Origin of the sequence: Burkholderia sp. MSMB2157WGS, assembly GCF_001532755.1 — a bacterium.
Lineage (GTDB): Bacteria > Pseudomonadota > Gammaproteobacteria > Burkholderiales > Burkholderiaceae > Burkholderia.
In genome coordinates, this window is the sequence record NZ_LPJG01000030.1 from 1,154,848 (window position 1) to 1,176,992 (window position 22,145).

At 66.3% G+C, this 22,145-nt stretch carries 20 protein-coding genes; 9 read left to right on the forward strand and 11 right to left on the reverse strand.

What is annotated here, in order from left to right:
• Positions 1-19: 19 nt before the first annotated feature.
• Positions 20-1,048: an ABC transporter substrate-binding protein gene (locus WT53_RS23625; protein WP_080747718.1), complete on the reverse strand. Its 1,029-nt coding sequence runs from the start codon at positions 1,046-1,048 to the stop codon at positions 20-22.
• Positions 1,049-1,181: 133 nt separating this feature from the next.
• The gene (locus WT53_RS23630; RefSeq protein WP_034205355.1) at positions 1,182-2,099 is read right to left on the reverse strand and encodes an aldose 1-epimerase; all 918 of its coding nucleotides are present in this window, start codon (positions 2,097-2,099) and stop codon (positions 1,182-1,184) included.
• Between the two features lie 314 nt (positions 2,100-2,413).
• On the opposite strand from WT53_RS23630, the gene WT53_RS23635 reads away from it, so the two are divergent.
• Positions 2,414-3,454 (forward strand): LacI family DNA-binding transcriptional regulator, encoded by a 1,041-nt coding sequence (locus WT53_RS23635; RefSeq protein WP_034205356.1) that lies wholly within the window; start codon positions 2,414-2,416, stop codon positions 3,452-3,454.
• A gap of 380 nt (positions 3,455-3,834) precedes the next feature.
• On the forward strand, positions 3,835-6,153 hold the full coding sequence (locus WT53_RS23640) for a PA14 domain-containing protein (protein WP_034205357.1): 2,319 nt from the start codon (positions 3,835-3,837) through the stop codon (positions 6,151-6,153).
• Positions 6,154-6,302: 149 nt separating this feature from the next.
• Here the strand turns inward: WT53_RS23640 and WT53_RS23645 are convergent, their stop codons facing one another.
• Together WT53_RS23645 and WT53_RS23650 are read right to left on the reverse strand one after the other, a co-directional pair.
• On the reverse strand, positions 6,303-7,544 hold the full coding sequence (locus tag WT53_RS23645; protein WP_257127861.1) for a glycine betaine ABC transporter substrate-binding protein: 1,242 nt from the start codon (positions 7,542-7,544) through the stop codon (positions 6,303-6,305).
• Positions 7,454-8,458, reverse strand: a complete 1,005-nt coding sequence (locus WT53_RS23650) for a LysR family transcriptional regulator (protein WP_257127862.1) — start codon at positions 8,456-8,458, stop codon at positions 7,454-7,456. The genes WT53_RS23645 and WT53_RS23650 overlap by 91 nt, the downstream gene beginning before the upstream one ends.
• Positions 8,459-8,589: 131 nt before the next feature.
• On the opposite strand from WT53_RS23650, the gene WT53_RS23655 reads away from it, so the two are divergent.
• Positions 8,590-9,378 (forward strand): hypothetical protein, encoded by a 789-nt coding sequence (locus tag WT53_RS23655; protein WP_218921415.1) that lies wholly within the window; start codon positions 8,590-8,592, stop codon positions 9,376-9,378.
• Between the two features lie 15 nt (positions 9,379-9,393).
• Positions 9,394-10,680 (forward strand): Xaa-Pro peptidase family protein, encoded by a 1,287-nt coding sequence (locus WT53_RS23660; protein WP_218921416.1) that lies wholly within the window; start codon positions 9,394-9,396, stop codon positions 10,678-10,680.
• 43 nt (positions 10,681-10,723) lie between these two features.
• On the opposite strand, the gene WT53_RS23665 is transcribed toward WT53_RS23660, so the two are convergent.
• The 4 genes from WT53_RS23665 to WT53_RS23680 form a co-directional block, all read right to left on the reverse strand.
• Positions 10,724-11,491, reverse strand: coding sequence for an ABC transporter ATP-binding protein (locus WT53_RS23665; protein ID WP_034205361.1), 768 nt, complete (start codon positions 11,489-11,491; stop codon positions 10,724-10,726).
• A gap of 33 nt (positions 11,492-11,524) precedes the next feature.
• Positions 11,525-12,238 (reverse strand): ABC transporter permease, encoded by a 714-nt coding sequence (locus WT53_RS23670; protein WP_034205362.1) that lies wholly within the window; start codon positions 12,236-12,238, stop codon positions 11,525-11,527.
• Positions 12,235-12,924 (reverse strand): ABC transporter permease, encoded by a 690-nt coding sequence (locus WT53_RS23675; protein ID WP_060261802.1) that lies wholly within the window; start codon positions 12,922-12,924, stop codon positions 12,235-12,237. Before WT53_RS23675 ends, WT53_RS23670 begins: the two co-directional genes overlap by 4 nt.
• 173 nt (positions 12,925-13,097) lie before the next feature.
• Positions 13,098-13,871: an ABC transporter substrate-binding protein gene (locus WT53_RS23680; protein WP_034205364.1), complete on the reverse strand. Its 774-nt coding sequence runs from the start codon at positions 13,869-13,871 to the stop codon at positions 13,098-13,100.
• Between the two features lie 797 nt (positions 13,872-14,668).
• Here WT53_RS23680 and hutC point away from each other — a divergent pair.
• Complete coding sequence (hutC, locus tag WT53_RS23690) at positions 14,669-15,364, forward strand: histidine utilization repressor (protein ID WP_034205366.1); 696 nt, start codon at positions 14,669-14,671, stop codon at positions 15,362-15,364.
• A 15-nt stretch (positions 15,365-15,379) separates the two neighbouring features.
• Here the strand turns inward: hutC and WT53_RS23695 are convergent, their stop codons facing one another.
• Complete coding sequence (locus WT53_RS23695) at positions 15,380-16,621, reverse strand: glycosyltransferase (RefSeq protein WP_060261810.1); 1,242 nt, start codon at positions 16,619-16,621, stop codon at positions 15,380-15,382.
• Positions 16,622-16,716: 95 nt separating this feature from the next.
• Between WT53_RS23695 and WT53_RS23700 the strand changes: the two genes are divergently transcribed.
• Positions 16,717-17,337, forward strand: a complete 621-nt coding sequence (locus WT53_RS23700; protein WP_060261813.1) for a TetR/AcrR family transcriptional regulator — start codon at positions 16,717-16,719, stop codon at positions 17,335-17,337.
• Between the two features lie 114 nt (positions 17,338-17,451).
• On the opposite strand, the gene WT53_RS23705 is transcribed toward WT53_RS23700, so the two are convergent.
• Entirely contained in the window at positions 17,452-18,066 is a 615-nt protein-coding gene (locus tag WT53_RS23705; protein WP_034205369.1) for a TetR family transcriptional regulator, read from the reverse strand.
• 387 nt (positions 18,067-18,453) lie between these two features.
• Between WT53_RS23705 and WT53_RS23710 the strand changes: the two genes are divergently transcribed.
• The 3 genes from WT53_RS23710 (at position 18,454) to WT53_RS23720 (ending at position 21,274) form a co-directional block, all read left to right on the forward strand.
• Entirely contained in the window at positions 18,454-19,116 is a 663-nt protein-coding gene (locus WT53_RS23710) for a DUF3313 domain-containing protein (RefSeq protein ID WP_034205370.1), read from the forward strand.
• Positions 19,091-20,743 carry an intermembrane transport protein PqiB gene (locus WT53_RS23715; RefSeq protein ID WP_080747676.1) on the forward strand — a complete coding sequence of 551 codons (1,653 nt, stop codon included), beginning with the start codon at positions 19,091-19,093 and terminating at the stop codon, positions 20,741-20,743. Before WT53_RS23710 ends, WT53_RS23715 begins: the two co-directional genes overlap by 26 nt.
• Before the next feature lie 177 nt (positions 20,744-20,920).
• Positions 20,921-21,274: a hypothetical protein gene (locus tag WT53_RS23720; protein WP_034205371.1), complete on the forward strand. Its 354-nt coding sequence runs from the start codon at positions 20,921-20,923 to the stop codon at positions 21,272-21,274.
• A 40-nt stretch (positions 21,275-21,314) separates the two neighbouring features.
• Here WT53_RS23720 and WT53_RS23725 read toward each other — a convergent pair whose 3' ends face one another.
• Complete coding sequence (locus tag WT53_RS23725; RefSeq protein ID WP_034206239.1) at positions 21,315-22,124, reverse strand: alpha/beta fold hydrolase; 810 nt, start codon at positions 22,122-22,124, stop codon at positions 21,315-21,317.
• Positions 22,125-22,145 lie beyond the last annotated feature (21 nt).

A 22,145-nucleotide genomic window follows, 5' to 3' on the forward strand; every position in this document is an offset into this window, starting at 1 on the left:
CCGATCGTTTGCCGGCCGATCAGTAGACGAGGTTCGCTTCGAGCGAATGCTTCGCGTTCGCCTTGTCGTACAGCGCGTCTTCCATGATCTGCTTCTGCGCGACCGGCTTGCCGGCGAACCACGCTTCGAGCGACTTGAACGCGAGCGGGCCGAAGCGCGGATTCGTCTCGACGCTCGCGGCGGCCGAGCCGTTCGCGATCGCGGTGACGAAATCCTTGGTACCGTCGATCGACACGACCGTCACGCCGCGCTGCTTGCCAGCCTGCCGCAACGCGGTCATCGCGCCGAGCGCCATCGTGTCGGCCTGCGCGTAGACGGCGTTCACGTCCGGATGCGCGAGCAGCACCTGCTCCATCACCTTCTGCGCTTCGGTGGCCGACCAGTTCGCGGTCTGCGACGCGACGATCTTCATGTTCGGGAATTTCTTCAGGCCGTCGGCGAAGCCGTCGGTGCGCTGGCTCTCGACGGTATTGCCGTAGCCGCCCTGGATCTCGGCGATCGTGGCCTTGCCGCCCGTCGCATCGGCGAGCGCCTGCGCGGCGCGCTGCCCTTGCCGGAAGAAGTCGGACCCGAGGAACGTGATGAAATCCTGGCACGGCGTGCCGGCCGTCTGGCGGTCGATCGTCACGACCGGAATGCCCTTCGCGCGCGCCTGCGCGAGCGCGGGCTGCAGGCCGGTCGAATCGTTCGGCGCGACGATCAGCGCCTGCGCGCCCTGGTTGATCATGCTTTCGATATCGGCGACCTGCTTCGCCTGGTTCGCGTTCGCATTCGTATACAGCAGCCGCTTGACGCCCGCCGCCTTCGCAGCGGCGCGCACCGACGCGGTTTCGGTCGCGCGGAACGGGTTCTGTTCGTTCTCCGATTGCGAGAAGCCGACCACGAGATCGCTCAGCTTCACGCTGCCCGGCTTCGGATTCGTGCAGGTCTGCGCGGAGCTGGCGCCGACCTTCTGCGCATTGTCCTGCGCATGCGCGATCGCGACGCATCCGAGCGTCACACCCATCGTCACCACGATACGTTGCAGCTTTGCACGGCTCGGCATCATCGTCTCCAAGTGTTGTGATGTCGTGATCGGCCCGCGCCCCGTGGCACACCGGCGGCAGCGACATCACGAATTAATATTATTACTCGATATTATCGCCTACCCGACTCGGGATAATCCCGTACCGCCGAACCCGTCAGGCGGGGCCCGGCGTCCACCGCAACGTCGCCTGCAGCGACTCGCCCGGCGCCAGCACGCAGCCGCCGACGAGCGACACGGGTTCCGCCGCATTGAAGCTGTCCGTCGTGTTCGTGACGGGCTCGACGCACAGCGCGTCGGCGCCCGCCGGGGCGTACACGACGAGCTGATCGAACGGCCGCTCGGCCTGCAGCACGACCTGCCGGCCGCGCTCCGGCCAGATCACCGCGGCTTCGCGCGACCAGCCGACGAAATTGTTGTCGAGCTCGAATGCATCGACCGGCATCCCGTTGCACAGCGCGGCGACGGCCGGATGATCGCCGACGTGGGTGGGCAGCACGTCGGCGTCGGCGTGCCACATCGCGTCGACGTGCGCCTTCACGACGGTGTGCGGCGTGCGCAGGTAATACGGGTGATGGCCCATGCCGAACGGCATCGGCTGCGCGCCGAGGTTGCGCGCGGACAGCGTGATCGACAGCACGGGGCCGTCCAGCCGGATCGACTGGCGCGCCTCGTAATGGAACGGCCAGTCGCCCGCGCGGCCCGCGTCGGGGCGGTGTTCGAAGCGCAGGTCGACCTGCGTGTCGGCGCGCCGCTCGACCTGCCACGGACGCAGCCAGCCGTGCCCGTGCAGCGCATGACGATACGCGTCGTCCGGGCCGGACAGGTCGATCGTGCGGCCGCCGAATTCGAACTTCGCGTCGCGGATGCGGTTGCAGTAAGGAAACAGCGGAAAGCTCGCGAAGCGCAGCGGATCGCCGCTCGCGAGCGCCGCGTCGGAGGTCGGGCGGAACCAGTGCTGCGGGCCGTCCGGCGCTTCGTCGTAGTATGCGGCGATCGATCCGCCGGCCCGCGGCGCGACGCGTACGCGGGTCGACCCGCTGGCGAGTTCGATCAGGTCGGTGTGGCGGGGCATTCCCATCGGCATCGATCATCCCGGGATGAAGCTGACGACCCCGCCGGCCGACGCGCAGCATCCGGCCGCGGGCATGTGCGGCCAAGGATGGCACGGTGCCGCGTGCGTAGTCAATAATATTTGTTGATATTATTATCCGGACATCCACGCATCCGGCGCATCCCGCGTAAAGCTTGATTGCCGGCCCGAATGGCCGATGTTACCGTCGTGTCGAATTGATCCGACCCGCTGTTCATCAACGATCTTATTTGCCCATCCTGCCGAGGCCGGACCGCGCTCCTACCGTGAAACGCTCTACTCAACGTCGCCCCACGATGACCGACATTGCCAAGCTTGCCGGCGTGTCGCAATCCACCGTCTCCCTCGTGCTGAACAACGCGGCGGGCACGAAATTCTCGGACGCCACGCGCGAAAAAGTGCTGAAGATCGCGCACGAGCTCGGCTACCGCTTCCTGCCGCGCGAAGTGACGATGACGCACAGCGGCGAGCGCGACCTGATCGTCTATCTCGCCGACGAAATCTCGACGAGCCCGCACCCGGTCGTCAACATCGACGGCGCGCGCGACGCGGCCTACGCGAACGGCAAGCTGCTCGCCGTGTACTCGACCCACGGCAACGTCGACATCGAGCGTCAGGTGCTCGAGTCGGTGCTCGCGATGCCGAACCTGCTGGGCGTCGTCTACGCGACCGTCTACACGCGCAAGGTCGCGCTGCCGGCCGAGCTGCTGCGCGTGCCGGCCGTGCTGCTCAACTGCTATACGACGGACAGCGGGCTGTCGTCGATCGTGCCGGCCGAAGTCGCGGGCGGCCATGCGGCGACCGAATACCTGCTGCGCGCGGGCCACCGGCGCATCGGCTACGTCAACGGCGAACCGTGGCAGGACGCCGCGAAGGATCGCCTGAAAGGCTATCGCACCGCGCTCGCCACGGCCGACATCCCGTTCGCGCCGGAACTCGTGCGCGACGGCGACTGGGGCTCCGACACCGGCTTCGAGCAAACGCTGTCGTTGCTGCGGGAGCCGCACCCGCCCACCGCGATCTTCTGCGCGAACGACCTGATGGCGATCGGCGCGATCGAGGCCGTCAAGCATCTCGGGATGCGCGTGCCCGACGACATCTCGGTGCTCGGCTACGACGACCAGGAAATCGCGCGGCACACGCACCCGCCGCTGTCGACGATCGTCTTGCCGAACTACGAACTGGGCCGCTGGGCGGTCGAGATCCTGCTGCAGGAAGAACAGAACCGTGCGGTCGGGATGCCCGTGCGCCGCCGCGCGATCAAGCTCGACGGGCCGCTGGTCGAACGCGGGTCGGTGCGGACCGTCGAGACGGCCGCGCAATCGGCGAGCGCGTAAGCGCGTCCCAGCCTCCTTCCTTCCGGACACCACACGACGCGGTGCGGCGCATTCGCCGCCCGCGCGTGTTCGCGCGGCCGTCGCCGCCCTGTTCGCCCCCGTTGCCGTACATTCGAGGGTAAACACCATCACTAAATTATTAGTAATATTTTCCAGGCATTTCTATACTTGCACCGGCATCGGGCAGAACCCCGAGCCACGACACGGCAACACGACGAGACGGTAACCGGAAGCGACTGCGCGCGAACCCGCCGCGCAGCCCGCTCCGTGCCGTCCGCACATCACACGCACACCGTGCCGCGACGCTCGCCGTCCGGGCACCGCTTCATCCGCATCGAGTCACCAGTCGTCCGCTTCTCCTCATTGATCCGGAGTCCAGAATGACTATCACGTCTCGTCTCAAGCCCACCGCACTCGCGGTCGTCGTATTGCTCGCCTCGTGCGGCGGCGATGATTCGTCCGCCCCGTCGGCATCGGCGCTCGCCGCGCGTGCGTCCGTCGATGCCGCAGCCAGCGACGGTGCCGCCACGGCCAACGCCGCCGCATCCGGCGATTTCATGAACACGGGCCACGGCGGCCCGTCGCGTTTCCCGAACCAGCTCGTCACGCTCGGCCTGCCGGGGCCGACGCCCGCGCTGCGCGTGTCGTCGCGCGGCGTGCCGCCGTATGCGCCGCCGGCGCCGCCCGTCGCGACCGACACGCAAACGCTGACGCTCGCCGATTTCGATACGTACGGCCCGGCCTGGACGAGCGGCGGCACGAACACGATCCGGATCGACGGTACGAGCACGGACGGCGCGAAGCTCGTCACCAACGCGCAGCATCCGGCGTACGGCCACGCGTCGTACGAAGCGGACGTGACGATCGGCGCGCCGGCGCCGGGTGCGAATACCGCCAATGCGGGCTTCATCGTGCACGTGACGAACCCGTCGGTCGGCACCGATGCACTGACGGGCTACTACATCGGGCTCGACGCGGTACGCCACGTGGTGCAGGTCGGCCGCGAACAGAACAACTGGACCGACTTCATCGATTACCCCGCACCCGCGGTCGTGCCGGGCAGCACGCACCACCTGAAGGTCGTCACGCGCAACAACGCGATCGACGTGTTCGTCGACGGCTCGCAGGTGATCAGCATCAACGACGCGACGAGCGGCCTGACGACCGCGCTGCGCGCGGGCGCGTTCGGGCTGCGCCGCTTCGGCGCGAGCGTCGCGTTCAGCAACGTGACCGTGAGCCGCTATCCGGACGTCGCGCCGAAAACATACGATTTCTCGCGCGTGGTGGGCGCCGTGTACAACCCGTGGAATGCCGTCAACGCGATCGATTTCTGGCAGAACTACGATCCGGCGATCGTCGATCGCGAGCTCGACTACGCGCAGACCTACGGGATGAACACGATCACCGTGTACCTGCACTACCTGAACTGGGTCAACGATCGCGACGCGTTCCTCGCGAAATTCGACAGCCTGCTCGAGATCGCCGCGCGCCACGGGCTGAAGGTCGCGCCAATCTTCTACGACGATTGCTGGCACGTCGATCCCGCGTACGGCCCGCAGTCGGCGCCGATCTTCGGCGTGCACAACAGCCGCTGGGTGCAATCGCCCGGGCAGTCGGTCGAGCAGCAATACCTGCAGCCGATCGCGGCGGGCGCCTCGACCACGTACAAGCAGGACCTGCAGCACTACATCGCCGACTTCGTGTCCGCGCACCGCAACGACCCGCGCATCCTGTACTGGGAACCGATGAACGAGCCCGGCTGCAGCGGCAACGGCGCGCTGCAACCGACGCGCGCGTGGATGATGAACGACGCGCGCATCGCGATCCTGAACGCGGGCGCGACGCAGCCGATCAATTCGCCGAACGTGCAGGAGCCCGAAGGCGATTACTTCTCCGACTTCCATGCGTTCCACCCGTACGCGATCAATGCGACGACGCCCGACTACTCGCTGCCGCCGAGCTTGCTCGACAGCCTGAACTCGGAAACGCTGCAGCGCGGCTGGCCGGGCGGCCAGGCAGGCCAGACGATGGCCGGCATCGCGTCCACCTACGGCGGCAAGACGGGCTTCCTGGTATGGGAGCTGATGATCGGCCGCACGAACACCCGTTTCCACTGGGGGCAGACGGCGTCCGCGCCGGCCACCGTCGAGCCGGCGACGCCGTTCCAGGGCACGCTCTACCCCGACGGCCACCCGTGGAGCACGGCCGAGGTGCAGGCGCTCGCCAGCGCGTTCAGCTCGCGGCTGCGCGTGCTGAACGCGACGTACTACAACGACACGACGTTCACCACGCCGGTGTTCTCGTCGATCACGCCGCTGGTCGATTTCGACCTGAACACCGAGCGCGGCACCGATTCGCCCGATGCGTCGAAGGGGATGAATGCGACGAACTATGCGATCCGCTGGACCGGTGCGCTCGACATTCCGAAGGCTGACAACTACACGTTCAGCGTGACGAGCGACAACGTCGCGCGCGTGTGGATCGATGGCCGTCAGGTGATCGACAAGGAACAGCCGGGGCTCGCGACCGCGAAGGGCCGCATCCACCTGTCGCCGAAGCGGAACGTGCCGATCCGCGTCGAGTACGTGCATGCGAGCGGGCCGGCCAGCATGCATCTGCAATGGTCGAGCCCGAGTGCGGGCCGCGACAATCTCGTGCGTGTCGCGCAGCGGCCGTTGACGGACGCGCTCGCGCAATAGCAGGCGCCGGTTGCATCAGCTCGTGCGTCGCCCGTGACGCCTGTACGGCTTCACGGGCGAGGTGTCGCAACCCGCACGCGCGCTCGGAGAGGGTTTCAAAAGGCCCGAACACCTTTCGGCATACGGAGCAATCTCCATGAAACCGTCTGTCAGCGTAGCCATTCGCTCACCCGGGCGCGATTCGATGCGATCCATCGCGCGACACCCTTCTGCGGATCCGATTCACCGGCGGCACGGATATCGTTCATCAGCGAGCCGAGTGTCTGGTCGTCCATCTTCCATGCGCCGAGCCAGCGCGCGACATCCGGACGCGTATGACCGAAACCGGCCTTCGTGATCGCATAGATCGCATCGGGTTGACCGAACACCTGCTTCGGGTCTTTCAGGTAGTGCATCGGATACTTCGCCCACACCCAGTGCGGATTCCACAGCGTGACGACGATCGGCTGGCGACGCTTTTGCGCGCGCTCCAGCGCGAGTAACATCGCAGCCTCCGACGACGGCAGCACGGTTGCGTCGAGCGCATACGCGCTGCGCGCCTCGCCCGTCAGTTTCATCAAGCCGCTGCCAGGCTCGATGCCGAAAATCGTCGGCTTGCCGTCGTGGCTGAACTCGGCCGCATGTGAATTCAACTGATCGACGCTGTCGACCGCGACGTAATCGGGCACCGCGAGGCCCAGCTGGGCGCGGGGAAACCACGGACCGATCTTCTCGACGCGCGATTTGATCGCGTCGTACGGCGGGCCGTCCGCGGACGGCAGCCAGACTTCGAACGTCAGATCGAGCTTGCCCTGCGCGACGCCGTTATAGATGATCGCCTTGTCGCCGGACTGCAGCGTGACGTCGTAGCCTTTTTCCGCAAGCAGCGCCTTCCACAGATTCGCGACCGCGATATTCTCGGCCCAGTTGTTCACTCCGATCGCAATCGTTCCATTGCCGGCGGCGTGCGCCGACGCAGAAATCGATAGCGCGAAGACCAGCATGAGCCGCCCGAGTACCAGGCTGCGCACGGCGACAATAAGCAAGCGGGCAAGCAACGACAGGATCATGGTAAGGGCTCCTATGTGATGGAAAAGGAACTTGGGCGGAGCATCGCGCGGCCGACGGAACCGGGCGGGCACGATCGCGCGGGCATCGGCGTTTTCGGCAACGATCATCCGTTCGCTTGCCGATATATTTATTGCGCCAATTTCCTTTTGACAGCGAGGAATTCCGATAGGGACCATCGGAGAGGCCGAATGATCGCGTCGTTGCGTTTGGCCCGGCTCACCGGAGGCTGCCGGACGCGATGCGTGACCGTTCAGGCGAGCGACGATGCGCTCGCCGCGCGGCGGCGTTCCTCGACCATCGTCTCGATCAGCAGGGCCAGATCGTCGGCGGCCGGATTGCACGTGCCGGGGGAGCGGAGCAGTTCGAGATCCGCGGGCGGCAGCGCCGGCAAGCCGTCTTCCATGTCCAGCACGCGCCAGTTCGCGGGCAGCGTGCAGCGGTCGATGATCGTCACCGCCGCACCGTGATTGACGGCGACCTTGATACCGGTCGGGCTCTGGCTCGTGTAGATCACGTGATACGGCCGCCCGAGTGCCGCCAGTGCCGCGAGTCCGCGCTGACGGTAGCAGCAGGTTTCCGGAAACAGCGCGAGCGGCACGGACGCGCCATCCGGTAACACGAAATCGCGATGCGCGGCCCACACCACGTCCTCGCGGCCGAGATGGCGCCCACCGCTTTGGGCGTTGTGCCTGATGACCAGTGCCAGATCGAGTTCGCCCGCCTGCAGGCGCTCGATCAGCTCCAGCGACATTCGGCAATCGATATGCGGGCGCGCGTCGGGCCGTAGCCGATAGAACTTTTCGAGCAGATCGGGCAACCAGAGCTCCGCGTAATCCTCGGGCAAGCCGAAGCGGATCACGCCATGACCGCCCGTGCGTTTCAGTGCGGCGATCGCTTCGTTCTGCACCTGAATGATGCGGCGCGCATGAATCAGGAAATTTTCCCCGTCTCTCGACAATGCCAGACGGCGACTGTCGCGCAAAAACAGGTGCGTTTCCAGCCGCTCTTCGAGCGTTCGGATGCGCAGGCTGATCGTCGACTGCGTGCGGTGCATCTGCCGGGCAGCGGCGGTCACGCCGCCGCTGTCGACCACCGTGATGAACGCACGCACGAGTTCTCCGTCGAGGGAGCGGAGTTGAGACCAATCGGGTTCGCTGATATCAGTCATCGAAATTACTCGTTTTGCAAGGGAATTTGTCGATCGAATCATGGGCGCATCGATAGGCCGATTGTTGTCGAAAACAATTCCGGCCACAAACGCCTCATCCCTCGAAACTGGAGCCAACCGTGCAAGCAAGCCCGCCTCTCGCCGACGCAGAATGTACCGATCTGAGCGATATCGTCGATACCGACCGCTATCCGTTGCATGAACCCGGGCACGCCCGCATGCGCGACCTGGTCGCAACTTGCCGGGCCCAACTGACCAGCAGCGGCAGCGCGGTACTGAGCGGCTTCCTGCGCCCCGCCGCACTGGAACAGGCGCGCGTCGAAGGGCTCGGCTTCGCGAAAAAAACCTATTTCTCGAGCCGCAAGGTCAATGCGTATTTCACCGCCGACGATCCGTCGCTGCCCGCCGCGGACCCGCGCCGTATCTTCATGGATCGTACGAGCGGCTTCGTCACGCGCGACGTGATCCCGGCCGATGCAATCGTTCACCGGATCTACGTGGCACGTGCGATGAAGCAATTCGTCGCCGCGTGCCTCGGCGAAACGCAGATTTGGGAATACGCGGACCCGTACGCCGGGCTGGTTCAGAACGTCATGCCGCCCGGCACCGAACAACCGTGGCACTACGACACCAACGAATTCATCGTGTCGATGATGACGCAGCAGCCCACGGCAGGCGGCGATTTCGAGTACTGCCCGAACATCCGGTCGCCCGAAGGCGAAAACTACGATGCGGTCGGCGCCGTGGTGCGCGGAGAGACGCGCACGCCGATCAGCGTGATTACGCTGCAGCCGGGCGATCTGCAACTGTTCAAGGGGCGTTTCTCGCTGCACCGTGTGACCCAGGTACGCGGCGACATCGATCGCCACACGACGATCTTCGCCTATTCGAAAAAGCCCGGCGTGATCGGCCGACTCGAGCGAACCCGCCAGCTGTACGGCCGCGTATCGGAAATGCACCTGGAAGCCGAACAGACGCTGGTCCGCGCGGACAACCTGGTCGACTGACGATGTGCGTTCGCGGTGGGCCAACCCATCACACTATTTCGTTGTACTTACACTCATAACGCTCCCCTTACCATCATGACGATGCTTCGACCGACTCACCGCCCGGAAGATTGCGAGCCGACCGCCGACGAAATCGCCCAGATCCGGCGCGACCGGCTTGCCTCGGTTCGGCGGGAACTGAAGAAACGCGACCTGACCGCCGCGATCCTGTTCGACCCCACTCACATGCGATATGCAACCGGCTCGCGCAACATGCAGGTGTATTCGATGCGTAATCCCGCACGCTATCTATTCGTGCCGGCCGAGGGAAAGGTGGTGCTGTTCGAATACGCGGGATGCGAATTCCTGGCCGATGGACTCGATACCGTGGACGAAGTCCGGCCGGCCACCGCGATTTCATACTATTTTTGTGACGACATGCTGCGTCAGACCACCGAGCGCTGGGCGGACGAGATCGACGATCTGGTTCGAGCATGCGGTGGCGGCAAGCGGATCGCGATCGAAAGTGCGACATCGGCGGCCGCATTTGCGTTGCAAGCGCGCGGCTACGAACTTTCGGACGCCCAGGAGCCGCTCGAACGCGCCCGTGCAATCAAGGTGAAGAACGAGATCAAGATGATCCGTGCGTCGCTGCGCGCGGCGGAAGCGGGTGTGCACAAGCTCGAAGCCGCCCTCGTGCCCGGCATCAGCGAGAACGAGCTGTGGTCGCACCTGCATCAGCACGTGATCGAGACCGACGGCGACTACGTCGAAACCCGCTTGATAAGCTCGGGCCCGCGCACGAATCCATGGTTCCAGGAAAGCAGCCCCCGCAAGATCCAGGCGGGAGAACTGGTCGGGCTCGACACCGACGTGGTGGGACGCTTCGGCTACTACGCGGATTTCTCGCGCACGTTTCTATGCGGCGACGGCCCCGCGTCCGCCGCGCAAAAGACGCTATACCGCCTCGCCTATGAACAGATCCACACGAACATGGAAAACGTAAAGGCCGGCACCACGTTCCAGGAATTCATCGCGAAGGCGTGGCAGATCCCGCAACCGTACCGCGCACGCCGCTATTTCGCGCTGGCCCACGGCGTCGGGATGACGGGCGAATACCCGTACATCTGCCATCGCGAGGACAACGATACAAAGGGCTATGACGGCGTGATCGAACCCGGCATGACGCTGTGCATCGAGAGCTACATCGGCCATGAAGACGGTGGCGAGGGCGTGAAGCTCGAGGAACAGGTGTACGTGCGCGACGACGGCCAACTCGAACTGCTGTCCGACTACCCGTTCGAGCGCCGTCTGCTCGCCTGAACGCCGCGCAAGACCGGTCTCACGGGGCGTTTGAAACCGTCTCTTACTTCAACCGCCCCGACAGAAACTGCCCGAGCCGCTCGCTTTTCGGATTCACGAGAATCTGTTGCGGATCGCCCTCTTCCTCGATCTTCCCCTGATGCAGGAAGATCACGTGGTTCGACACGTTGCGCGCGAAGCCCATCTCGTGCGTGACGACGACCATCGTGCGGCCTTCCTCGGCCAGCTTCTGCATCACCTTCAGCACTTCGCCGACCAATTCCGGATCGAGCGCCGACGTCGGCTCGTCGAACAGCATCACTTCCGGCTCCATCGCGAGGGCGCGCGCGATCGCGACGCGCTGCTGCTGGCCGCCCGACAGGTGCGACGGATACATGCCTTCGACGCGCGGCGCGAGGCCGACCTTCTCCAGATACTTGCGCGCCCGCGCGATCGCCTCGTCCTTGCCGACGCCGAGCACGGCCATCGGCGCTTCGATCACGTTCTCGAGCACCGTCATGTGCGCCCACAGGTTGAAGTGCTGGAACACCATCGCGAGCTTCGTGCGCATCCGCTGCAACTGCTTCTGGTCGGCCACGCGCAGCGAGCCGTTGCGGTCGCGCGTGGTCTGGATCGGCTCGCTGCCGATCGTGATCTGCCCCGAGCACGGCTGTTCGAGGAAGTTGATGCAGCGCAGGAACGTGCTCTTGCCGGAGCCGCTCGAGCCGATGATGCTGATCACGTCGCCGGCTTTCGCCTTCATCGACACGCCCTTCAACACCTCGTTGTCGCCGAACTTCTTGTGCAGGTTGTCAACGGTAAGCTTGTACATGCTGGGTCCTTCGTTGCGGATCTTGTGAATGCGTCAATGGCTGCGCGGCGCGAGGTACGCGAGCCAGCGCGCCTCGAGCTTGCGGAACGCCCAGATGAGTGCGAACACGACGACGGCGTACAGCACGGCCGCGATGCCGTAGGCCTGGAACGACATGTAGGTGGCCGAATTGACGTCGCGCGTGACCTTCAGGATGTCGGGCACGGTCGCGGTGAACGCGAGCGTCGTCGCGTGCAGCATCAGGATCACTTCGTTGCTGTAGCTCGGCAGCGAGCGGCGCAGCGCGGACGGCAGGATGACCCGCGTATACAGCTTGAAGCGCGACATCCCGTAGGCCATCCCGGCCTCGATCTCGCCGGCCGACGTCGCCTTGATCGCGCCCGCGAAGATCTCCGTCGCATACGCGCATTCGTTCAGCACGAACGCGAGCAGCGTGCAGTTCATCGCATTGCGGAAGAACGTGTCGAGCAGTTCGTGGTTGTGCACCACCTGCAGGCTGTAGATGCCCGTGTAGCACATCAGCAGCTGCACGTAGAGCGGCGTGCCGCGGAACACATACGTATAGAGCCATACGGGCCCCGAGATCCAGCGGTTCGACGACGCCCGCGCGATCGCGAGCGGCACGGCGAGCGCGAAACCGAACGCGATCGACACGACCAGCAGCCACAGCGTGATCGCGAGACCGCTGAAGCGGTAGCCGTCGGAATAGAGATAGCTTTGCCAGTACTGGCCAACGAGTTCGATCACAGTGCGAGCCTCCGGACGCCGACGGAATAACGTTTCTCGAGGTGATGCAGCACGACGTTGGACACCGTCGTGATCGCGAGGTAGATCGCACCCGCGGCCAGCGTGAAGAAGAAGAAATCGAGCGTGCTCTTGCCCGCGTCCTGCGACGCCTTCACGACGTCGGCGAGGCCGATGATCGACACGAGCGCGGTGGCCTTCACGAGCACCTGCCAGTTGTTGCCGATGCCCGGCAGCGCGAAGCGCATCATCTGCGGAAACAGGATCCGGTAAAACACGCGCCAGCCGCTCATCCCGTACGCGAAGCCGGCTTCGAGCTGGCCGCGCGGCACCGCGAGGAACGCGCCGCGGAACGTCTCGGTGAAGTACGCGCCGTAGATGAAGCCGAGCGTCACGACGCCGGCCACGAACGGGTCGATGTCGATCTGGTCCCAGCCGAGCAGGTCGGTCACGTCGTTCAGCAGGATCTGGATCCCGTAGAACAGCAGCAGCATCAGCACGAGATCGGGCACCGCGCGGATCAGCGTCGTATAGAACGTGCCGACCGCCTTGAACCCGCGGTTGGCCGATAGTTTCGCGGCCGCGCCCGCGAGGCCCAGTATCAGCGACGCGGCGAGCGACAGCACCGCGAGCTTCACGGTCTCGACCGTGCCGGCCCACAGCAGCGGGCCAAATCCTTGGAAGATCATATGAGGGATCCAGAACGATGTGGCTGGATTGTCGATAGCCATTAACCGTGCATCAAACGAGTTCTGCGCACGACGTGATGCGGTCTGCTCATCAAGCCGCACGCCTCCCGCGAAGGGTCGGGCATCCGGCAACGCAGGCGCCGCGCCGCTCGCGATGCGCGCCGTACGGGCGGTCAGCCGCCGTAGACGTCGAATGCGAAGTACTTCTTCTCGAGCTTCTTGTACGTGCCGTCCTTGATGATGTCGGCGATCGCGCGATCGATCTTCGCCTTCAGGTCGGCGTCGTCCTTGCGCAGGCCGATGCCCGCGCCGTTGCCGAGCGTCTTCGGATCGTCGATGTCCTTGCCGGCGAAATCGAAGTTCGCGCCGCGCGGCGTCTTCAGGAAGCCGATGTCGGCCTGCACCGCATCCTGCAGCGCCGCGTCGAGGCGGCCCGACATCAGGTCCTGGTACACGCCGTCCTGGTTCTGGTAAGGCACGACCTGCACGCCCTTCGGCGCCCAGTACGCCTTCGCGTAGGTTTCCTGGATGGTGCCCTGCTCGACGCCGACCGACTTGCCCTTCAGCGATTCGGCCGTCGGCTGCAGGTTTGCGCCCTTCTTCGCGACGAGACGCGTCGGCGTGTTGAACAGCTTGTCGGAGAACGCGATCTGTTCGGCGCGCGCCGGCGTCATCGACATCGACGACAGCACGCCGTCGAACTTCTTCGCCTTCAGCGCCGGGATCATCCCGTCGAAGTCGTTCTCGATCCACACGCATTTCGCCTTCAGCCGGGCGCAGATCTCGTTGCCGAGATCGACGTCGAAGCCGACGACCTTGCCGCTTGCGTCCTTCGATTCGAACGGCGGATAGCTGGCGTCGACGCCGAAGCGGATCGTCGACCAATCCTTGGCGTGGGCACCGACCGCGAGGCAGACGAGGGCAATACTGAGCGCGAGTTTCTTCATGGCGTTCCTGTCAGAGGCGAACTGGGGCGGATCCGGTCGGCTGCCCGCCGCGAACCCTTGCAACCGGGAATCGCCTGTTCCGGCGACGTTCCAAGTTGTACATACAACTTTGCCTTTTCAGGGATGGGGTCAGCAATCCGTGTTTATCTCTAATTGTCGGCGGAATAGGATCGCCGGCAGAATTTTCCTTAATTTTCAATTAATTATTGATTACGCAAAGCTGAACAACGGCTTTCTCGCCGTGTACGGAGGCCGGCGGTCGCGTGCGGAAGTTGTCTAGACCTCGCAGCATCGACTTTCCCCACCGGCCTGCTGCAGCGCTGGCCGGCGTTTCGCCACCGCCGCACGTGACACGCGTCACGCACTCCCCCTTTCATCGATTCGAATACGCGTTGCCGCACGGACACGCGCGACGGATCGCGTGGCAGCAAGGCAGCGGCCTGTCGAATACGGTCTTCGGGCCGAGCAGCGGCAACGAGGATCTCGGCGGCGGCCAGCATGCGCAGTTTCGCGTCGAAACCGGCTTCGACCTGAACGATGGCTCGCAGTCCTATCGAAACGCGATGTTCGGCCGCCGCGCGCATGCCGGCGATCGGCATCCGGCATCGGCTCCGACCGCAAGCGGCCTGCCGCAGGCCGGCCGCCCTGTGCAATCCCGCATGGACGCGCGCCGGCCGAACAGGGATCATTCGAGGCATCCGGGCCAGCGCGTCCGCGAAACCGGTACACTCGGCGCCGGGCGCGCGCCGGATCGGCATCCGGCGGCGGCCCGCTGCCGACTCTGAAATCGCGACCCCATGACCACACCGATCTATCAGGAAATCAAGGACTTCATCCTCGCGCGCATTCATGCCGGCGAATGGGCCGAAGGCGACCAGGTGCCGTCGGAGAACGAGCTCGCGCGCGAATTCAACGTCGCGCGCATGACCGTCAACCGCGCGCTGCGCGAGCTGACGGCCGAACAGGTGCTCACGCGCACGCGCGGCTCCGGCACCTATGTCGCGTCGCCGAAATACGAATCGACGCTCGTCGCGATCCGCAGCATCTCCGACGAAGTCGCCGCGCGCGGCCACGGCTATCGCGCGCAGGTGCTGCAGGTCGGCGCGGCCGTCGCCGATGCGAAACTCGCCGACGAGCTGCAGCTCGACACCGGCAGCCCGATCTTCCATTCGCGCGTGCTGCATTTCGAGAACGACACGCCCGTGCAGCTCGAGGAACGTTGGGTCAATCCGGCCTGCGCGCCCGAATACGCGCTGCAGGACTTCACGACCACGACGCCGAACCAGTACCTGACGCGCGTCGCGCCGCTGCAGCGCGTCGAATACCGGATCGAGGCCGCGATGCCCGACGCCGAAACGCGCCGCCACCTGACGATGGACGATCGCGAGCCATGCCTGCTGCTGCATCGGCGCACGTGGTCGCAGGGGATGGTCGCATCGGTCGCGAATCTGTGGCATCCGGGCAGCCGCTACCGGTTCACCGGGCATTTCTGATGCCCGTGCGCGCGCTCACGTCGCGCGCGGTTGCACCCAGCGTTCGATCGCACTGACGGCCCGCTTCAACCCCTCCTCTTGCGCGAGGCGCGCACCGAGTTGCGCCGCACGCGTCTTCGTCTCGCCCCGTTCGGCAAACGCGATCGCGCGCGCCAGCGCGGCGGCGTCCACGCGCCGCCCCGCGACCGGCGCAGCCGCGACACCGAGCCGTTGCAGCCGGTCCGCCCAGAAAAACTGATCGCCCGCGAACGGCACGACCACCGACGGAATGCCGGCCCGCGCGGCCGAATGCGTGGTGCCCGACCCGCCGTGATGAATCGCCATCGCGACGCGCGGGAACAGCCAGTCGTGCGGCGTGTCGCCGATCACGCGAACGTGCGCCGGCAGCAGCGCTGCATCGACGCCGCTCCAGCCCGGATAGAACAGCGCGCGTCGGCCGGCCAGCGCCTGCGTCAGCGCCGCGGCCATCGCCGCACGATCGAAGCCGGCCATGCTGCCGAATCCGATGTACACGGGCGGTTCGCCCGCGTCGAGAAACGCCGACAGTTCCGGCGGCGGCGCCCACGCACGCGCATCGATCCGCCACTGGCCGCATGCTTGCACGTTCGCCGGCCAGTCCGCCGGGCCGGACAGCAGCGCCGGCGATACGCCGTACAGCATCGGATGATCGGTCCACACGTGCTTGCGCGGCGGCAATCCGCATACGCTCGCGCGCGCCGCATTGGTCGATTTCCTGAACGCGCGCCACAGCAACGCATTCACGAGCCGATGGCTCGCGCGATTCAGCCAGCGCGGCAGCTTCCCCGGCGGCAGGAACGGCGACGCGAATTCGGCGGTCGGCGTGATCGGGATCATGCCCGCGCCGATCGCCGGTATGCGGCGATACTCCGCGACCGACAACCCGACGAACGACGCGAGCCCCGACACGAGAAGCGCGTCGCACCCGGCCGACGCGTCCGCGACTTCGCGCATCCATGCGGCCGTGTTCGCATTCGCGATCGCGGCGAGCGCCTTCGACGTATCGTTGAAGCCGCCGCGCCCGCGCACCGCATCGGCCAACGCGCCTTGCGGCGCAATCGCGCGACGGATATCGCCTGACAGCGGCGCGGACGGCACGCCGAGCGCGGCGGCCGAGCCGAGCGTCGCCGCATCGGCCAGCAGCCGGACGTCGTGGCCGGCATCCAGCAGCGCGCGGCCCAGCGCCGCGAGCGGACGCGTGTCGCCTTCGGTGCCGTAGGTGGCGATGACGAGTTTCATGCGGAAGCTCCTCGTGCACGACGGAAAAGGTTGGATTCAAAAAAGTGCACGTCGTATACTAATGCAATCCGCACACTTTCAGTCAATCCCCTGCCATGACGATTCCGACCGACGATCCGGGCCGCCGCGCACGCAAACGCATCCAGATGCTCGCGCATCTCGCCGCGACCGGCGCGCGCCTGTTCGATGCGCACGGCTACGACGCCGTCACGATGGAGCAGATCGCCGCGCAGGCCGATGTCGCGAAACGCACGCTGTACAACCACTTTCCGACGAAGGAAGCCGTGCTCGCGCACTGGCTCGAAGGCGAACTCGCGCGCGATCTCGCGCATCTGCAGCACGACGTCGCGCGGCGCAAGACCTTCGCGTCGCGCATCGGCTGCGTGCTCGACGCGTCGGCCGCGTGGTGCGAGCAACACCCGGCGTACCTGCTCGCCTACCTGCGGCACCGCTTCCTGAGCATCGGCTCCGCCGAACCGGAGCGCGCGGGAGAGCACGGCGGCGATATCGCATCGGTGTGGCAGCAATTGATCGCCGCCGGGCAGCAGGCCGGCGAACTGAACCGCACGCTGCGGGCCGATCAGCTCGCAACCTGGTTCCATCACCTGTATCTCGCGGCGATGCTGCGCTGGCTGACCGTGCCGGGGCTGTCGCTGAAACGGGAGTTTCAGTCGGTCGCGAAGCTGTTCATCGAAGGCGCGGAAGCGAAGAGCTGACGCACGCTCGCATGCGTGCGTACGCGCCACGCACTCACAAGCGCCCGAGCACGACCGCGAGCAGCGAGCGCCCGAAACGGGCGACCGCCACGCCGCATGCGACGAACGCGCGCTTCATTTTTTCCGCGGCGTTTTCGCCGCCCGCGCACCGCGTGGCGCGGCATCGCCGCCGCCCGTCGGCCATTGCGTCTCGTCGAGCAGCCGGTCGAACAGCCGGGCGCGCTCGTCGGCCGACAGCGGACACAGCCCGAACATCGCCGATAGCGCGAGCCCCCACGCCGCTTTCCATCGCAGCAGCGCGAGCTCGGGATCGCCGGATTCGGCCGTCATCCGCTTCACGATCTCGGCATCGGTCTCGCGCACCTTCTGCAGCGGCGCGGGATCCTCGACCAGCGCCGCCATGATCGCGAGCGCCGCGGACGGCTGCTGGTCGATCACTTCGCGCATCGTTGCGATCTGCGCGGCCAGCGTCGGCTGCGCTTCGCCCGGATCGCGCGCGGCCAGATAGTCGCGCTGGAAACGTTGGTAGGTGTCCTGCTGATGTTCCATCAGCGCGTTCAGCACATCGCCTTTCGTGCGGAACTGATGCATCAGCCCGCCCTTGCTGATCCCGCTTTCGCGCGAAATCGCATCGAACGTGAGCTTGCCCGGGCCGTCGCGCTCGAGGATCGCGAGCGCCGCCTGGATCGCGGCAGTGCGCGTTCGCTCGGAACGCGTCGGGTTATCCATGAAATTTCCCCGGTATGGAATGAGGCGATGCGGCCGGGCCAGGCCGGCACGGCCGCATGAAGCGAATGCGCGGAGTCTATCACAAACAAACCGCCTGGTCGGTTTACATCCGGAAATGGCGGTGCTACGATCGGCTCCCGCATCGGCCCCGGCCGGATGACGGGCCGCGCCGTGCATTGCATGGCGCGGCGCGAGGCCCGTGTGGCGCGACTTCCCGGCCGTTCACCGCCGTCGAACGATCTGTCGCTTCCCCGTTTCATCGCCCGTATTGCGCCCCAAAAACAAACCGTCTGGTTGGTTTTTTTCATAAACCCGAGCGGCAATGCCGCTCTGTTGCACCCCGTTCGCACCGGCCCGGCCGGCGCGAAACCCGACCCGGAGAGTCAGATGAACCGATCGATCAAGCCCAGCCACCTGCTCAACGCCGCGCTGTGCGTCGCGCTCGCCGGATGCGCCGGCGTTCAGCCCACCCGCTACAGCGGCATCGAATCGTCGCCGTACCTGCGCAGCGATCCGCAGGACAAGTCCGGCCGCGTGCCCTACCGCTACGCGCTGCCGGCGGACTGGCACAAGTACCGGAAGCTGATCCTCGACCCGGTGGTCGTCTATCGCGGCGCCGATCATCAGTTCGGTGACCTGACCGAACAGGACAAGTCGACGCTCGCCGCGTACATGGGCGACACGTTCGCGAAGAAGCTCGGCAAGCGCTTCGAGCTGACGAGCACGCCAGGCGCCGACACGCTGCGCGTAAAGCTGACGCTGACGGGCGCCGTGACGACGACGACGTTCGCCGGTGCGTTCGCGCATTTCGATCTCGCGGGGAACGTCTACAACGGCGTGCAGGCGATCCGCGGTCGCGAAGGCGCGTTCACGGGCTCGGTGATCTACGCGGTGGAGATCCGCGATGCGTCGACGAACCGGCTGATCAGCGCGTACGTGACGAAGCAGTATCCGAACGCGATGAACATCGGCGCGAGTTTCGGCGCGCTCGGCGCCGCAAAAACCGGCATCGACAAGGGTGCCGATGCGCTCGTCGCGCAATTCGACTGAACGCCGCGGGCGCACGTCGGCGCGGATCGCGCGGTGGCGTGCGCGCTGGCCGCGTGCGGCGATCGTCTGGATCGTGCCGCTCGCGGCCGCCGCGTGCTGTCTCGCATGGGGCGTGTCGTTGCTCGACAGCCGCGGGCCGACGCTCACGATCGCGTTCGCGACCGCCGACGGACTGGAGGCCGGCCGCTCGACGCTGCGGTTGCGCAATGTCGAAGTCGGCCGCGTCACGCGCGTTCGCGCACGACGCGGGCAACCGGGCGTGACGATCGACGTGCGGCTGGACACCGACGCGCGCGCATTGGCCGTGGCGGACACACGTTTCTGGATCGTGCGGCCGCGCGTCGGGCCCGACGGCGTATCTGGCCTCGATTCGCTGCGCTCGGGCGCATACATCGCGGCGGCCGTCGGCCGTTCGCATGCACCGCGCACCGCCTTCGCCGGGCTCGACGCACCGCCGGTCGCCGAAGGCGGCGGCCGTCACTACACGTTGCGCGCCACATCGCTCGGCTCGGTCGCGATCGGCTCGCCGGTCTATCACCGGCGCGCACGTGTCGGGCAGGTCGCCGGGTATGCGCTGGACGCCGACGGGCACGGTGTATCGATCGACGTGTTCGTCGCCGCGCCGTTCGATCGCTACGTCGATGCCGATGCGCGCTGGTGGCAGGCCGGCGGCCTCGGCCTGCAGCTCGATGCGGGCGGCATGAAGCTCGGCACGCCGTCGATCGCCGCGCTGCTCGCCGGCGCACTCGCGTTCGCGTCGCCGCCGGGACGCACGTCGGTCGTCGCGGCGCCCGACGGCGCGCGCTTTCGCGTGGCCGACGACGAAATCGACGCGATGCGCACGCCGAATGCACCGGCCGCGCCGGTGGTGATGCGTTTCGACCGCTCGCTGCGCGGCCTCGAGGTCGGCGCGCCGGTGGATTTTCGCGGGATCGAACTGGGCAACGTGACGGCCGTCGGCACCGAATACGACGCGACACGCGGCGACGTCACGATGCGCGTGACGATGGCGCTCTACCCCGACCGCCTCGGGCAACGCTACCGCGCCGTCCTCGGCAACGGCGATTCCGATGCCGGCAAGGCGCTGTTGCACACGCTCGTCGCGCGCGGCTTGCGCGGCCAGTTGCGCATCGGTAACCCGATCGCCAACCGCTCGTATGTCGCGCTCGACATGTTCCCGCACGCGCCGCCCGCGTCGGTCGACACGAACCGCGAGCCGATTGCCTTGCCGACCGTGCCCGGTACGCTCGACGTGCTGCGCGACCAGATTGCCGATATCGCCGGCACATTTTCCCGATTGCCGCTCGACCGGATGGGCACGAACCTGAACGTCGCGCTCGCGAATACCGATGCGCTGTTCGCCCGACTCGATACCGAACTCGCGCCGCAGGCCCACGCCGCGCTGCGCACAGCGCGACAGGCATTCATGGTCGCGCAGGCCATGCTCCGGGAAAAGGGTGCGGATACATCGAACGTCCGCCATACGCTGACGCAATTCGCGCGCACGTCGCGCGCGCTGCGCGCATTGGCCGACGAAATGGAGCAGCATCCCGAATGGTTACGGCCGAGCGCATCGGCCACCACGCAGCCCGATCGCGCACCGCATCCGGCGAGTACGGCGCAGTGAACGCGTCGCGCGATGGACACACCTTTCGACGACGCGCGCACGCATCGCATGCGAAATTTCCCGCGCAGCAGTATGCTGATGCGGTACGGCTGCGCACTGTGCATCGGGCAAACCCGACGTATGCATGCGATCGCGCCGCCGTCGCGACCGCAATCATGCGTTGCAAGGAGGGTTGTGATGGCTACCACGCATCAGCACTTCCACCTCGAACTACGGCACGCCACCGCGCCGACCTACATCGTCAGTTACCTGTTCCCTGCGTTGCTGTTGGTCTACGAACTGCTGCGCGTCGGCCAGTGGATCCGCGATCACGGGATGCAATTCGTCGCGTTCAAGCAGATGGGCTACGAGTATCTGCTGATGCTGCTGTTCGTCGGGCTGCAGATCGTCGTCGAGGCGATCTTTCTGCTCGGCGCCGCGATGCGCAAGGATCATCGCGATTTCGAGCACCGCTTGCCGAACGTGATCCTCGGCATCGGCTGCTCGATCGCGCTGCTGGCGATCGATCTCGCGATCCAGCTTTCGTTCTGACGGCCGGCGGGCGCCCGCCCGCTGGCGATGGCGAGCGCGCTCAGGCGGGCGCGTCGCGCAGGAACGTCGCGACGGCAGCCAGCACGTCGTCGGTTCGCTCGCGGTGCGGCATGTGTCCGCAGCGGGCGAGCAACAGGAACGACGACGGCCCCGCAACGCGCGCGGCGATCCGCTTCGGATGCACGTCGGATCCGTATTCGTCGTCTTCGCCGTGAATCGCGAGCGTCGCGCACTGCACGCGCGGCAAGTCGTCGTCGAGCGTCCAGTCGCGAAACGCCGGCGACAGCCACGTGTCGACCCACGCGCGCAGCACCCATTCGGCCTTGTCGCCGTGATAGCGCGCGAGCCGGTCGAGTTGCCCCGGCTCGTCGAACTGCCGCCCCGCGTCGCGAATGCCGGCCAGCGTGCGATCCTCGACGAATGCCTGCGCGGCGACCGTCACGAGCGCGCGGCAACGTGCCGGATACGCGGCCGCACACCCGACCGCCATCCCGCCGCCGACGCTGTGGCCGAATGCGACGAACGCATCGACGCCGAGCCGTTCCAGTACCGCGGCGAACGCACGGTCGGCCTCGTCGCGCACGAACGCCGTGTCGAGCTTGCCCGGATGGCGATCCGAACGGCCGAACCCGAGGCGGTCGTAGGCGATCACGTCGCGCTGCGTAATGCGTGCGAGCTGGGCGGGAAAGTCGCGCCACAGGTCGACGCAGCCGAGCGAATCGTGCAGCAGCACGATCGGCGCAGCCGCGTGCCGCGCCGGACCCGGAGCCGGACCCGCGCGCCAGCGTTTCGCAAAGAGCCGCCCTTGCGGCGTCTCGACGGTCGTCTCCTCGGTCACGATATCGGTCATGTGTCGGTCGTCTGCATGAAA

Bases quoted from the DNA above. Each gene is read 5' to 3' on its own strand.
- WT53_RS23710 (WP_034205370.1), top strand. From the start codon at position 18,454: ATGAACCGATCGATCAAGCCCAGCCACCTGCTCAACGCCGCGCTGTGC.
- WT53_RS23715 (WP_080747676.1), top strand. From the start codon at position 19,091: ATGCGCTCGTCGCGCAATTCGACTGAACGCCGCGGGCGCACGTCGGCG.
- WT53_RS23665 (WP_034205361.1), bottom strand. From the start codon at position 11,491: ATGTACAAGCTTACCGTTGACAACCTGCACAAGAAGTTCGGCGACAAC.
- WT53_RS23720 (WP_034205371.1), top strand. From the start codon at position 20,921: ATGGCTACCACGCATCAGCACTTCCACCTCGAACTACGGCACGCCACC.
- WT53_RS23675 (WP_060261802.1), bottom strand. From the start codon at position 12,924: ATGATCTTCCAAGGATTTGGCCCGCTGCTGTGGGCCGGCACGGTCGAG.
- WT53_RS23700 (WP_060261813.1), top strand. From the start codon at position 16,717: ATGACGATTCCGACCGACGATCCGGGCCGCCGCGCACGCAAACGCATC.
- WT53_RS23635 (WP_034205356.1), top strand. From the start codon at position 2,414: ATGACCGACATTGCCAAGCTTGCCGGCGTGTCGCAATCCACCGTCTCC.
- hutC (WP_034205366.1), top strand. From the start codon at position 14,669: ATGACCACACCGATCTATCAGGAAATCAAGGACTTCATCCTCGCGCGC.
- WT53_RS23630 (WP_034205355.1), bottom strand. From the start codon at position 2,099: ATGCCCCGCCACACCGACCTGATCGAACTCGCCAGCGGGTCGACCCGC.
- WT53_RS23625 (WP_080747718.1), bottom strand. From the start codon at position 1,048: ATGATGCCGAGCCGTGCAAAGCTGCAACGTATCGTGGTGACGATGGGT.
- WT53_RS23725 (WP_034206239.1), bottom strand. From the start codon at position 22,124: ATGACCGATATCGTGACCGAGGAGACGACCGTCGAGACGCCGCAAGGG.
- WT53_RS23705 (WP_034205369.1), bottom strand. From the start codon at position 18,066: ATGGATAACCCGACGCGTTCCGAGCGAACGCGCACTGCCGCGATCCAG.
- WT53_RS23695 (WP_060261810.1), bottom strand. From the start codon at position 16,621: ATGAAACTCGTCATCGCCACCTACGGCACCGAAGGCGACACGCGTCCG.
- WT53_RS23655 (WP_218921415.1), top strand. From the start codon at position 8,590: ATGCGCGACCTGGTCGCAACTTGCCGGGCCCAACTGACCAGCAGCGGC.
- WT53_RS23680 (WP_034205364.1), bottom strand. From the start codon at position 13,871: ATGAAGAAACTCGCGCTCAGTATTGCCCTCGTCTGCCTCGCGGTCGGT.
- WT53_RS23640 (WP_034205357.1), top strand. From the start codon at position 3,835: ATGACTATCACGTCTCGTCTCAAGCCCACCGCACTCGCGGTCGTCGTA.